The following is a 13,500-nucleotide window of genomic DNA, read 5'->3' as shown; positions in this document are numbered from 1 at the left end:
GCGCGTTTTCCTTGGATTGGGTGGGCAGGGGGTCAGATGTCCAGCACTTCCATTTCCCGCAGCACCTCGGCCACGGCATTGACGGCGGCCTGCATGCCGTCGGCACCGACCACGCCGATGCAGCCGACGCGGAAGGTCTCGACCTGGGTCAGCTTGCCCGGGTAAAGGATGAAGCCCTTGGCCTTGACCCGCTCGTAGAAGTCCTTGAACTGGTAGCGCGGATCCTTCGGCGCGTGGAAGGTGACGATGATCGGTGCCTGGATGTCGGCGGGCAGGAAGCTCTGCAGGCCGATTTTCGCCATGCCGTCGAGCAACGTCTTGCAGTTGTCGGCGTAGCGCTGGTGGCGGGCGGGCAGTCCACCCTCTTCGTTGTATTGCTGCAGCGCTTCGTGCAGGGCGGCGACCACGTGGGTCGGCGGGGTGAAGCGCCACTGGCCGGTCTTGGCCATGTAGGCGTGCTGGTCGTGCAGGTCCATGGCCAGGGAGTGGGCGTTGCCTTCGGCGGCGGCCAAGGCGGTTTTCTCGGCGAAGACGAAGCCCATGCCCGGCACGCCTTCCAGGCACTTGCCGGAGGCGGCGATCAGCGCTTCGAAGGGGATCTGGCGGGCGTCGATCGGCAGCGCGCCGAACGAGCTCATGGCGTCGATGATCAGGCGCTTGCCGTGGCGCTGGATCACCTGGGCGATCTCGGGCAGTGGGTTGAGGATGCCGGTGCTGGTCTCGCAGTGGATCAGCGCCACATGGGTCACGGCAGGGTCGGCGGCCAGCAGGCGGTCGACGTCGGCGGCGGTGGTCGGCTGGTCCTCGGCGGTCTCGAAGGTGCTGTAGGCGCGGCCTAGCACCTTGCAGATCTTCGCCAGGCGCTGGCCGTAGGCGCCGTTGATCAGCACCAGTACCTTGCCGTCACGGGGTACCAGGGTGCCGATGGCGGCCTCGACGGCGAAGGTGCCGCTGCCTTGCAGGGGCACGCAGTGGTGGCTGGCGCTGCCGTCGATGATGGACAGCAGTTGTTCGCACACGCTGGCGGTCAGCTGGTTGAAGTCGCGGTCCCACGAGCCCCAGTCCACGAGCATGGCCTGGCGGGTGCGGATCGAGGTGGTCAGTGGACCGGGGGTCAGCAGAATCGGGGCGTTGCTCATTCCGTGGTTCCTCACTATGCGGTGGGCTGGAAACTAGTGGGGCTAGGTTGCAATTCGCTGTGTCATCAATCAAATTGTTTGTAGGTATGCCAGCCATAAGTCAGGCCGATAGATATGAATCTGTTCCAGCTCCGCGCTTTCGACGCCGTCGCCCGCGAGGGCAGCTTCACCCGCGCCGCCGAGCGCCTGTTCATCAGCCAGCCGGCGGTGACCGGGCATGTAAAGGCGTTGGAGGAGCACTACCAGATCACCTTGCTGCGCCGCACCGCCCGGCGGGTCGAGCTGACCGAGGAGGGCACGCGCCTGGCGGCCATCACCCGGGCCATGTTCGGCCTGGCCGAGGAGGCCCAGGCCATGCTCGAGGCCAATCGGCAGTTGCTGACCGGGCGCCTGGAGGTGGCGGCGGACGGCCCGCACCGGGTGATGCCGATGCTGGCGCAGTTGCGCGAACGCTATCCCGGCATCACCGTCAACCTGCGCCTGGGCAATGCCCAGGAAACCCTGGCCGCGTTGCTGTCGGAGCATGCCGATGTGGCTGTGCTGACCGAGATCGAACCGCGCAAGGGCCTGCACCTGCAGGCGTTGCGCGAATCGCGGTTGTGCGCGCTGCTGCCCGTGGGACATGCGTGGGTGGGTGCCGGGGGAGACTTGCCGCTGGCCGAGCTGGACAGGCAGATCATGGTGCTGCGCGAGCCCAGTTCGACCACCCGACGCACCTTCGACAAGGCCTGCGCCGACGCCGGCGTGCAACCTCGGGTGCTGCTGGAGCTGGACAGCCGCGAAGCGGTCACCGAGGCGGTGGCGGCGGAACTGGGCATCGGCGTGGTGTCCTCGACCGAGGTGGCCCATGACCCTCGGGTGGTGGCCCGTCCCCTGGCTGGCCAGGGCCTGGTCAACCAGCACATGGTCGGTTGCCTGGAGCGCCGCCGCGAGCTGCGCCTGATCCAGGCGTTCCTGGGCCTGGCCGCCGGCCAGTGATTGGCGGCTGACGTTTTCCCCGTGGCGGCCTAAGATGGCCGCCACAGCGCAGACTGGATTGTCGATGAGCGAGAAGGACACCATTTCCATGCAACTGGTGCGCGAGGCCCTGTTGCAGACCTGCCCGGCCGGTGAACCCGACGCCGGGCTGCTGGCCCGTGCCGGGATCGCGGCCGAGCAGTTGGACTTGCCCGAGGCGCGGGTGACGGCAGAGTCCTATGCCCGGCTCTGGCGCCTGCTGGCGCGGCGCTGCAACGACGAGTTCTTCGCCATGGACCGGCGCGGCCTGCGCAGCGGCAGCCTGGCCTTCATGGCCCGCAGCGCCATGGCCCAGCCGACCCTGGGCGCGGCCCTGGACAACCTGCTGGCGTTCCTGTCGCTGATGCTCGAAGACCTGCAACCGGGCCTGGTGCGCCAGCAGAGCCTGGCCGAGATCGTCATCAACGAGCCCGGCGACACGCCGCGCCGGGCGTTCACCTACTTTACCTTCTGGATGATCGTGCACGGCCTGGCCTGCTGGCTGGCCGGGCGGCGCATTCCGATCCTGGCCATCGACCTGCGTTGCGCCGAGCCGCCATTCTGCGATGACTACCGGGTGATGTTTTCCGAAAACCTGCAGTTCGAGCGTCCGCGTACGCGGATGATCATCGCCGCCGAATGCCTGGAACTGCCGGTCAGGCGCAGTGACGAGGAGTTGCAGCGTTTTCTGGCCGAGGCTCCAGGCAATATTCTGGTCAAGTTCCGCGACCCGGCCAGCCTGGCCCGGCAGATCCGCCACCGCTTGCTGGAGATGCCGCCGGGCGCCTGGCCGGACGCCGAGCAGGTGGCCGCCACCCTGCACATGTCGGTGTCGACGTTGCGCCGGCGTCTGTCGGAAGAGGGCCAGAGCTATCAGGGCATCAAGGATGGCGTGCGTCGGGAGTTGGCCATTGCCTGGCTGGCCGAGGCGCAGCTGGGGTTGAGCGATATCGCCGAGCGCCTGGGCTTCGCCGACAGCAGCTCGTTCTACAAGGCGTTCCGCAAGTGGTTCGGTTGCAACCCCGGGCATTACCGTTCGCTGGTCATGCATGAAGGTGGCATGGCGGGGGGTGAGCCTTCCCGCTGAAGCGGCGCGGGCGGCTTGTGCACTGTGGGGTACCTTCAAGCACAGGTCCTTACAGCATGGCTTCCAATACCCTCTTGCCAACCGAAGCAGGCAGGAATGCGCAACTGCGCTTACTTCTGGACAAATTCATCGGCGCAAGGCTGCCGGACTGGTTCACTCAGGCTTCCGTGGAGCGCTTGCGGGCGTTGCACAAAGCGTTTCAGTCCCATGAAAAGAGCCGTCAGCGCCTGGCGCAGGCGACGGCTGCGCTGGTATCGGCGCAACAGTTTGCCGAGCAGTATTTCCAGCCGATACTCAAGACGCTGTTGCCCGACGGGCCGGCGTTGGATGCGCTGGAGTGGGTCGACGCGTGGTATGGCTTGACGCCGATCATGTCCACGCCCAGCGTCGAACCACGCGAGCTTCGTTCTCCGGCACGGTTGCGGCTGATGCAGAACTTCCCCTCGGCAGCTTCATTCTTCGTCGCCACGGGGCTGGTGAACAGCGGGACTTCGACTGTACTGGCCAGCCCGGAGGGTGTTGCCGATGCCTGCCGCAAGCTGGACCTGGGCAAGCAGTACCAGGCCCTGATCACACAGGTGCTCAGCCCGGCCAATCGCACACTGCTCGCAGAACACAAACGTGCCGCGTTTGTCCTGATGTGCGAGCTTGCCCTGTGTCGTGCGCAGATCAGTGTCGAGGAACATATGGCCCTTGACCAGCTGTCGAGCGGCAAGGCAGATCAGCCAGGCCAGCAGTGCTTCGCCGGCGCAGGTGAACTGCGCATGCTGGGGTTCACCGTCGAGAACGCCTTGAAGATCCAGTTGCGTGACACGCAGGGTACGGACAAGGGCGTCATCCTCTATGTGCCCGATGATGGGCAGAACTCTCTGCGCCGTTTCGATTCAGCCCAGTGCATGGAGCAGGCGCTGGCAAGTGAGCTGGAAAACGCGGATATCCGTCGGGACTTTCGCGAACGGATTCGTCTGCGTGACCGCGCTGCCTTCAGTCAGTTGCTGGACCTGCGCCTGAGTGATGATGTGCCAGATCTGCAAATGGAAGGTGCCGTGTCCGGGCAGGACATCTTCAGCACTCTGGCCACTACCCAGGTCGAGCGTTTCAAGGACGACGGCAGGCTGCTGCTGGTCTCGAATGCGGACGCCGATCAGCGGGCCGCCAACGAGCGCCTGGCCACCTGGTCAGGGATCGGTTTCACCGTGCTCGGACTGGCGGGGCTAGGTATTCCTATCGTTGGTGTGGCGCTCTTCGCGACCCTGATGGTGGACACCCTCGCGCATGTGTATGAAGGCGCTGTCGATTGGAGCGAGGGGCACCAGCATGAAGCGCTGGAGCACCTGTTCAGTGTCGCCGAGACCGTGGCGATCACCGCGGCGACCGCCGCAGGTGCCACGGCGGTGGTAGGCGTGCTGAAGCGCAGTTCGTTCGTCGACCTGCTTGATCCGGTCAGGACAAACCAGGGCTCGCGCCTGTGGCAGGCGGACCTTCAGGTGTACGAATCTGACCCAGGGGCGGCGCGGCTGTTGGACAACGGCTTGTACGGCGAAGGCTCCCGGCGCTGGTTGCGCGTCGACGACAAGTACTACGAATTGCAACGGGAGGCGCCAGGTAAGCCCTGGAGTTTGCGCCATGCCGATCGCGCCGATGCTTACGGGCCGCCGGTGGACTTCAATGGCGAGCGTTGCTGGCGCATACGCCTGGAGCGACCTCTGGAGTGGAACGACAGCACGCGGATGCTCAACCGCCTGTGGCCGCTGGACCCACCACTGTCTGCTGAAACGGCTGCGCGGATACTGCAGGTGAGCGGTGTCGACAAAGAGGCATTGCGTGGGGTACTGGTGGAAAATCGCCAGGCGCCGATCGCCCTGCGGGATACCTTGAGGCGCTACATGGCGGCGAATCGGGTGTCGGCGCTGTTCAGCACCCTGGAAAAGCCAGGTGCGCTCCTCGAGGACACACAGGTGCTGGCTTGGTGCAGAGCCTGTGCGGACATGCATACGCTGGATGACCAAGCCATCGGCAGGCAGTTGCTGGCGCGACGCTACGAGCTGCGAGAGGCCTTGCAGAATCACCTGGCGGAGGACCTGCTGCTCGCCGAGGATCCTCTGGAGGCCTTGCCCGACGATGAGTCTCCTGCTGACGCGCTGTTAAAGCAGTTGCAAAGTGAGTTTCCCGGCTTGCCCCTGGCTTATGCCACCGAGGCGGTCCAAGGTGCCGATTCGATGTTGCGTCGGGTGGCCATCAGCGAGTCTCGGTTGCCGATGACGATCCTAAAGCAGGTTCGCTCGCTGCTTGGGCAAGCACGACTGACACGGGCACTGGAAGGTCTTCTGCTGGATACCAGCTACACCGATGGGACTGGCGAGCTGGTGCTGGCCTTGCTGCCCAGACTTGCCAACTGGCCTGCCTCGTTGAATCTGGAGCTGCGCGAAGGTTCGGCGTTTGGCCGACTGATCAGTGTGTTGGACCCTCAAGGTCTGCGCGAGAAACGCACTGTGCTGGTCTGGCGGTCGGGCCAGTTCCACCTCTATGACCACCAAGGGTTGGCGCTGGAGCAGGACATCGACGCGCCGGGCGGGTTGTTCCAGGCCCTGGTGGGCGTGCTCGGGCAGGAGGGGAAGCTGGCACTAAAACTCACTGGCCAGTCACCCGCCGAGCAACTGCGCCAAGCGATCATCGGCGAACTGCCGAAATCACGAGACGCCATCATCAATCGGTTAGGCTGGCGGGCAGTGGCCCCCAGGTTCAACCCTGGCAGGCGCTTGCCTGATGGACGAGTCGGCTACACCCTTGGCGGCTCTCTTTCCAGGCGCTCTGGGACCATGGATACCCTGAGGCTACGTGTCAGGGCGCTTTACCCCTCGCTCAGTATCATCGAGGTGGACAGGATGATCCAGGAGTGGCAGTTGCGCACCGGGGATGCCATCGAGGAACTGTTGTCCCAGGAAACCAACTTCACTTACCTGGAAGATTCGCTAAGCGCCTGGGAGCGTGAGCCGCGCAGCCGTGGACTGCGCAATCGGCGCCGGCAGTTCTCCAATCGCCTGCGCAGCGCCTGGCGCCATGAGGGTGAAACCATTCGCAGCCGCGGCCATGACCGTGTCGGGCGTATCCTGAGCATCGAGGGCTGGCGCATCGGCTCGTTGCCCGACCTGCCGGCGGAGATCGACATGGGGCACATCTACGAATTACGCATGTCCGGCATGGACCTGATGAGCATGTCGCCGATGTTCCTGGGCTGCTTCGACTCCCTGGAAACCCTATGCCTGAACAATAACCTGCTGACTTCGGTACCTGAGCAGATTGCCCAGTTGCCCAGGCTCAGGCGGCTGGAAATGAGGTCGAACCGCATCCAGATGAATGCCTCGGGCGCCGCGACCTTGTCCAGCCTTGAAGGCCTGGAGACCCTGGTGCTCGACTTCAATCCGCTGCGATCGCTCGAGCTGGACTTCTCCCGTCTTACCGAGCTGCAATTCCTCAGGGCGAACCGATGCTCCCTGAGAAGCGTGCCGACAGGTATCGAGCGATGCACGCAACTGATCCTGGCCGATCTGCGCTTCAACCTGATTTCCACGATTCCCAATGGCCTGATGGCGACCTCGCGGACCTTCAGGCGTCGCGTGAACCTGGACGGCAACCCGGTGCCACTGCCAACTTTGACCGCATTCATGGCCGGGGACGCTGACGAACCGGTCGACGCGCAGCTACCGGAGGTTATCGACCCTTTGCAACGCTGGCTCGAGACGGGTGAGCCGCAGGGGCGTGCTGAACGACGTGCCATGTGGCATCGTGTGCAGCAACTCGATGGCAGCGCGCAACTGTTCCAGTTGCTGGCCACTCTCACCAGGACCCAGGATTTCCTCCAGGCTCCTGAATACCTGGGCGAGCAGGTCTGGCAGTTGATCGAGGATATCGACACCGACAGCGTGATGCGCGATGACCTTTTTGCCCATGCCGGTATCCAGCTCACCTGCCATGACAGTGTCGCGGAACGCTTCAGCAGGTTGTGGATGCGGGCGCTGGTGCACCATGCCGAAGTAGAGGGCAAGGTAGGCAGCAATGGTGACGAACTGCTGAAGTTGGGACGGGCGCTGTTTCGCCTGGACCGTCTTGACGAGTTCGCCAGGCAGGAGGTGATGCTGCGGGAGGCGACGGGGCAGGAGGTCGACGAGCTGGAGGTCGTGCTCGGTCTGCGGGTCGAGTTGGCCGACACGCTGGGTCTGATCGGGCAACCCAGGTCGATGCTGTATGGCGCGGTGGCAGACATCACGCCTATGTTGAAGGAGCGGGCGATCGATACGGTGCTGGCGGACGAGACGGATGGACACCTGGTGCAGAGCCTGGCCAATCGTGAATTCTGGCGTGATTACCTGAAAGTGCGGCATGGCGAACTCTTTGCCCAGCATGATGAGGAGTTCGCTGAAAAGCTTGCCGCGCTGGATGAGCAGGCCTTGAGCAGCGATGCGTACCTGAAGGCCTGCAATGCCGTGGCGGTAGAGCGCGAGGCCAGTGAGCGCGCGATGATGGTCACGCTGACCCAGGAGGTGCTGGACCTTGAGGCCGTGGGCGTCAAGCTCGATCCGGAGGATGGCGAATCCGCTCAGCCGGATTGACAGCTTTGGCCATTGTCGGCTGCGCCTCTCGGCGCGAACATCGTCAGACCGATGGTGCACTCCAACAATAAGAAACCAGGAGTCTGACGATGCGCGATTACGCCGAGGCCGCCCGTTCGTTCGACCATGCCCGGGCCGCCACTGCGGCGCTGCATGGCAACCTCGAGGCCCTCAACGCCTGTGTCGAGTGCTGCGACCGCCACACTGGCAGCGACAAGCCCGCCCTGGTCTGGGAAGACCGGGATGGCAACAGCGGGTGCTACACCTTCGATCAACTGCAGGCCCTGGCCGCACGCTTTGCCAACGTGCTCAAGGCCCAGGGCGTCAAGGCCGGCGACCGCGTCGCCGGCCTCATGCCGCGTACCCCCGAATTGCTGGTGACCATCCTCGCCACCTGGCGCCTGGGCGCGGTCTACCAGCCATTGTTCACCGCTTTCGGCCCCAAGGCCATCGAGCACCGTCTTGAGCAGTCCCACGCCAAGGTGGTGGTCACCGACCGCCACAACCGGCCCAAGCTCGATGAGGTGGCGGACTGTCCGACTGTCGTCACGGTCGGTGCCGTCGAGGGCGAACTGGACTTCCATCGCAGTCTCGCGGCCGCCGCCGGCGATTGCGCGCCAGTGATGCGTACTGGCAACGATCCTTTCTTGCTGATGTTTACCTCGGGCACCACCGGCCCGGCCAAGCCGCTGGAAGTACCATTGCGCGCCATCGTCGCGTTCCAGGGCTACATGCGCGACGCCATCGGCCTGCGCCCGGACGACAACTTCTGGAACCTGGCCGACCCCGGCTGGGCCTATGGCCTTTACTATGCGGTCACCGGACCGCTGTCACTGGGCCACGCCACCACCTTCTACGACGGCCCGTTCAGCGTCGAAAGCTGCGCGCGGGTCATCGACAAGCTGGGTATCACCAACCTGGCAGGCTCGCCCACGGCCTACAGGCTGCTGATCGCGGCGGGCAGCGCATTCTCGGCGCCGATCAAAGGGCGCCTGCGGGTAGTCAGCAGTGCCGGCGAACCGCTCAACCCTGAGGTGATCCGCTGGTTCGCCGACGAGCTCGGCGTGACCATCCACGACCACTACGGCCAGACCGAGCTGGGCATGGTGCTGTGCAACCACCATGCGCTGGCGCACCCGGTGCACCTGGGCTCGGCCGGCTTCGCCATTCCCGGCCACCGCATCGTCGTGGTGGACGAGCAGGGCAACGAACTGCCTGCCGGCCAGCCCGGCATCCTCGCGGTGGACCGCGAGCAGTCGCCGCTGTGCTGGTTCGCCGGTTACCACGGGCTGCCGACCAAGGCCTTCGTCGGCAAGTACTACCTGTCCGGCGACACCGTCGAGCTCAACCAGGACGGCAGCATCAGTTTCGTCGGCCGCAGCGACGACGTGATCACCACTTCAGGCTACCGGGTCGGCCCGTTCGACGTGGAAAGCGCGTTGATCGAGCACCCGGCCGTGGTCGAGGCGGCGGTGATCGGCAAACCCGACCCGGAACGCACCGAGCTGATCAAGGCCTTCGTGGTGCTGGCCCAGGGTTACCAGGGCAGCGCCGAACTTGAGGAAACCCTGCGCCAGCATGTACGCCAGCGCCTCTACGCCCACGCCTACCCGCGTGAAATCGAATTCGTCGGCGAGCTGCCCAAGACCCCGAGCGGCAAGCTGCAACGCTTCATCCTGCGCAACCAGGAAATCGCCCGACAACAAGCCGCGCAGCCGATCGCTGCGGGCGCCTGAAGGAAGACCGATATGCTCATCACTCAAAAGAATTTCATCGTCAGCGGCGCGGCCTCGGGCCTGGGCGCCGCCACCGCGCAGATGCTCATCGAGGCTGGCGCCAAGGTCATGCTGGTCGACCTGAACGCCGCGACCGTCGAGGCCAAGGCCGCCGAACTGGGCGCCAATGCCCGTTTCGCGGTGGCCGACATCAGCGACGAGCAGGCCGCCAAGGCGGCGGTCGATGCCGCCGTCAGCGCATTCGGCAGCCTGCACGGGCTGGTGAACTGCGCCGGCATCGTCGGTGCCGAGAAGGTCCTTGGCAAGAACGGCCCGCACGCCCTGGGCAGCTTCGCCAAGGTCATCAACGTCAACCTGATCGGCAGCTTCAACCTGCTGCGCCTGGCCGCCGCGGCCATGGCCGAAGGGCCGGCGGACGAGGGCGGCGAGCGGGGTGTCATCATCAATACTGCCTCCATCGCCGCCTACGACGGCCAGATCGGCCAGGCCGCCTATGCTGCCTCCAAGGGTGCCATCGCCAGCCTCACCCTGCCGGCGGCCCGCGAACTGGCCCGCTTCGGCATTCGCGTGATGACCATCGCCCCCGGCATTTTCGAAACCCCGATGATGGCCGGCATGACCGACGAAGTCCGCGCTTCGCTGTCCGCCGGCGTGCCGTTCCCGCCGCGCCTGGGCCGTCCACAGGAGTACGCAGCGCTCGCTCGTCATATCATCGAGAACAGCATGCTCAACGGCGAAGTGATCCGTCTCGACGGCGCGCTGCGCATGGCTGCCAAGTAAGGAGAACCGAACATGAGCCTGAACCACGATCCGATTGTCATCGTCAGCGCCGTGCGCACGCCGATGGGCGGCCTGCAGGGCGACCTCAAGAGCCTGACCGCGGCGCAGTTGGGCAGCGCGGCGATCCGCGCCGCCGTCGAACGTGCCAGTATCGATGCCGCCAGTGTCGAGCAAGTGCTGTTCGGTTGCGTGCTGCCAGCCGGCCAGGGCCAGGCACCGGCACGCCAGGCGGCGCTGGGTGCCGGCCTGGACAAGCACACCACCTGCACCACCCTGAACAAGATGTGCGGCTCGGGCATGCAGGCGGCGATCATGGCCCATGACCAACTGCTGGCCGGCAGCGCCGACGTGATCGTCGCCGGTGGCATGGAAAGCATGACCAACGCTCCGTACCTGCTGGACAAGGCCCGTGGCGGCTACCGCATGGGCCACGGCAAGATCATCGACCACATGTTCATGGACGGCCTGGAAGACGCCTACGACAAGGGCCGCCTGATGGGCACCTTCGCCGAGGACTGCGCGCAGAAGGGCGACTTCAGCCGTGAGGCCCAGGACGCCTTCGCCATCGCTTCGCTGACCCGTGCCCAGGACGCGATCAAGAGCGGCCGCTTCGCCGCCGAGATCGTTCCGGTTGAAGTCACCGAGGGCAAGGAGAAGCGCGTCATCAAGGACGACGAGCAGCCGCCCAAGGCGCGCCTGGACAAGATCCCGCAGCTCAAGCCGGCCTTCCGCGAAGGCGGTACCGTCACCGCGGCCAACTCCAGCTCGATCTCCGACGGCGCCGCCGCGCTGGTGCTGATGCGTCGCTCCGAGGCTGAAAAGCGCGGCCTCAAGCCGCTGGCGGTGATCCATGGCCACGCGGCCTTTGCCGACACCCCGGCACTGTTCCCCACCGCGCCCATCGGCGCCATCGACAAGCTGCTCAAGCGCACCGGCTGGAACCTGGCCGAGGTGGACCTGTTCGAGATCAACGAGGCCTTCGCCGTGGTCACCCTGGCGGCCATGAAGCACCTGGATCTGCCCCATGAAAAGGTCAATATCCATGGCGGCGCCTGTGCCCTGGGCCACCCGATCGGCGCCTCGGGCGCGCGCATTCTGGTAACCCTGCTGTCGGCCCTGCGCCAGAACAACCTGCGCCGTGGCGTGGCGGCCATCTGCATCGGCGGTGGCGAAGCCACGGCCATGGCGGTCGAGTGCCTGTACTGAGGTGAATCATGCTGGTAACTGAAGAGCAACAACAGATCGCCGACGCCGTGCGCGACTTCGCCCAGGAGCGCCTGAAGCCGTTTGCCGAGCAATGGGACAAGGAACACCGCTTCCCTAAGGAGGCCATCGAAGAGATGGCCGGCCTGGGCCTGTTCGGCATGCTGGTGCCGGAGCAGTACGGCGGCAGCGACACCGGTTATGTGGCCTATGCCATGGCCCTGGAAGAGATCGCCGCCGGTGACGGCGCCTGCTCGACCATCATGAGCGTGCACAATTCGGTGGGCTGCGTGCCGATCCTCAAGTTCGGTACAGAGGCGCAGAAACAGCAGTTCCTGGCGCCGTTGGCCAGCGGTGCGATGCTCGGCGCCTTTGCCTTGACCGAGCCCCAGGCCGGCTCCGACGCCAGCAGCCTGAAGACCCGCGCTCGTCTGGAAGGCGACCACTACGTGCTCAATGGCAGCAAGCAGTTCATCACGTCCGGGCAGAACGCCGGGGTGGTGATCGTTTTCGCCGTGACCGATCCGGACGCCGGCAAGCGTGGTATCACGGCCTTCATCGTGCCTACCGATTCACCGGGTTACCAGGTGGCGCGGGTCGAGGACAAGCTCGGTCAGCACGCCTCCGACACCTGCCAGATCGTCTTCGACAACGTGCGCGTGCCGGTGGCCAACCGTCTCGGTGAAGAAGGGCAGGGCTACAAGATCGCCCTGGCCAACCTTGAAGGCGGCCGCATCGGCATCGCCTCGCAGTCGGTGGGCATGGCCCGGGCCGCATTCGAAGCGGCGCGCGACTACGCCAACGAGCGGCAGACCTTCGGCAAGCCGCTGATCGAGCACCAGGCCGTGGCCTTCCGCCTGGCCGACATGGCGACGAAGATTGCCGTGGCCCGGCAGATGGTGCTGCACGCCGCCGCCCTGCGCGACGCCGGGCGTCCGGCACTGGTGGAAGCCTCGATGGCCAAGCTTTTCGCCTCGGAAATGGCCGAAAAGGTCTGTTCGGACGCCTTGCAGACCCTGGGCGGTTATGGCTATCTGAGCGACTTCCCGCTGGAGCGGATCTACCGCGACGTGCGGGTCTGCCAGATCTACGAAGGCACCAGCGACATTCAGCGCATGGTCATTGCGCGCAATCTTTGAAGGAGCAGACTGCATGGCATTCGAAACCATCCTGTTGGACATCCACGGCAAGGTCGGCCTGATCACCCTCAACCGCCCCCAGGCGCTGAACGCGCTGAACGCGCAGATCGTCGGCGAGATCAACCAGGCCCTGGACCAGCTGGAGCGTGACCCGAACATCGGCTGCGTGGTGCTGACCGGTTCCGCCAAGGCCTTTGCCGCCGGCGCCGACATCAAGGAAATGGCCGAGCTGCAATACCCGCAGATCTACGTCGAGGACCTGTTCAGCGATGCCGATCGCATTGCCAACCGGCGCAAGCCGATCATCGCCGCGGTATCTGGCTTTGCCCTGGGCGGTGGCTGCGAGCTGGCGATGATGTGCGACTTCATCCTCGCCGCCGACAACGCCAAGTTCGGCCAGCCGGAAATCAACCTCGGCGTGTTGCCGGGCATGGGCGGCACCCAGCGCCTTACCCGCGCCGTGGGCAAGGCCAAGGCCATGGAGCTGTGCCTGACCGGGCGTCTGATGGGGGCCGAGGAAGCCGAGCGCGCCGGCCTGGTGGCGCGTATCGTGCCGCAGGCAGAGCTGGTGGAAGAGGCGCTGAAGGTGGCCACGACCATCGCCAGCAAGTCGATTCCGGTGAGCATGATGGTCAAGGAGAGCGTCAACCGCGCCTTCGAGGTTACCCTGAGCGAGGGCGTGCGCTTCGAGCGCCGGGTATTCCATGCAGCCTTCGCCACCGAAGACCAGAAGGAAGGCATGGCCGCGTTCATCGCCAAGCGCGAGGCGCAGTTCAAGGACCGTTGATGTAACGGGGGCGCCGTCCGTGC

General features: G+C 65.3%; 9 protein-coding genes. 8 read left to right on the top strand and 1 reads right to left on the bottom strand.

Annotated features, from left to right (window positions below; all coding sequences use genetic code 11):
- Positions 1-32: 32 nt before the first annotated feature.
- Entirely contained in the window at positions 33-1,139 is a 1,107-nt protein-coding gene (locus V0R62_RS10410; protein WP_330103663.1) for a 2-aminoethylphosphonate--pyruvate transaminase, read from the bottom strand.
- Between the two features lie 114 nt (positions 1,140-1,253).
- Here V0R62_RS10410 and V0R62_RS10405 point away from each other — a divergent pair, with 114 nt between their 5' ends.
- The 8 genes from V0R62_RS10405 to V0R62_RS10370 all read left to right on the top strand — a co-directional run bounded on the left by V0R62_RS10405 (position 1,254) and on the right by V0R62_RS10370 (position 13,477).
- Positions 1,254-2,117 carry a LysR substrate-binding domain-containing protein gene (locus V0R62_RS10405; protein WP_330103662.1) on the top strand — a complete coding sequence of 288 codons (864 nt, stop codon included), beginning with the start codon at positions 1,254-1,256 and terminating at the stop codon, positions 2,115-2,117.
- 64 nt (positions 2,118-2,181) lie between these two features.
- Positions 2,182-3,222, top strand: coding sequence for an AraC family transcriptional regulator (locus V0R62_RS10400; RefSeq protein WP_330103661.1), 1,041 nt, complete (start codon positions 2,182-2,184; stop codon positions 3,220-3,222).
- A gap of 56 nt (positions 3,223-3,278) precedes the next feature.
- On the top strand, positions 3,279-7,832 hold the full coding sequence (locus V0R62_RS10395) for an NEL-type E3 ubiquitin ligase domain-containing protein (RefSeq protein ID WP_330103660.1): 4,554 nt from the start codon (positions 3,279-3,281) through the stop codon (positions 7,830-7,832).
- 89 nt (positions 7,833-7,921) lie between these two features.
- A complete protein-coding gene (locus V0R62_RS10390) occupies positions 7,922-9,568 on the top strand; it encodes an AMP-binding protein (protein WP_330103659.1) in 1,647 nt (548 codons plus the stop codon).
- A gap of 12 nt (positions 9,569-9,580) precedes the next feature.
- Positions 9,581-10,348 carry an SDR family NAD(P)-dependent oxidoreductase gene (locus V0R62_RS10385; RefSeq protein ID WP_330103658.1) on the top strand — a complete coding sequence of 256 codons (768 nt, stop codon included), beginning with the start codon at positions 9,581-9,583 and terminating at the stop codon, positions 10,346-10,348.
- Between the two features lie 12 nt (positions 10,349-10,360).
- On the top strand, positions 10,361-11,554 hold the full coding sequence (locus V0R62_RS10380; protein WP_330103657.1) for an acetyl-CoA C-acyltransferase: 1,194 nt from the start codon (positions 10,361-10,363) through the stop codon (positions 11,552-11,554).
- Between the two features lie 8 nt (positions 11,555-11,562).
- Positions 11,563-12,690 (top strand): acyl-CoA dehydrogenase, encoded by a 1,128-nt coding sequence (locus tag V0R62_RS10375; RefSeq protein WP_110738759.1) that lies wholly within the window; start codon positions 11,563-11,565, stop codon positions 12,688-12,690.
- A gap of 13 nt (positions 12,691-12,703) precedes the next feature.
- Positions 12,704-13,477 carry an enoyl-CoA hydratase gene (locus tag V0R62_RS10370; RefSeq protein WP_330103656.1) on the top strand — a complete coding sequence of 258 codons (774 nt, stop codon included), beginning with the start codon at positions 12,704-12,706 and terminating at the stop codon, positions 13,475-13,477.
- Positions 13,478-13,500 lie beyond the last annotated feature (23 nt).

Origin of the sequence: Pseudomonas carassii, assembly GCF_036324045.1 — a bacterium.
GTDB lineage: Bacteria > Pseudomonadota > Gammaproteobacteria > Pseudomonadales > Pseudomonadaceae > Aquipseudomonas > Aquipseudomonas peradeniyensis.
The sequence above is the reverse complement of the archived record's forward strand: the minus strand, read 5'-3'. Positions and strand labels throughout refer to the sequence as shown.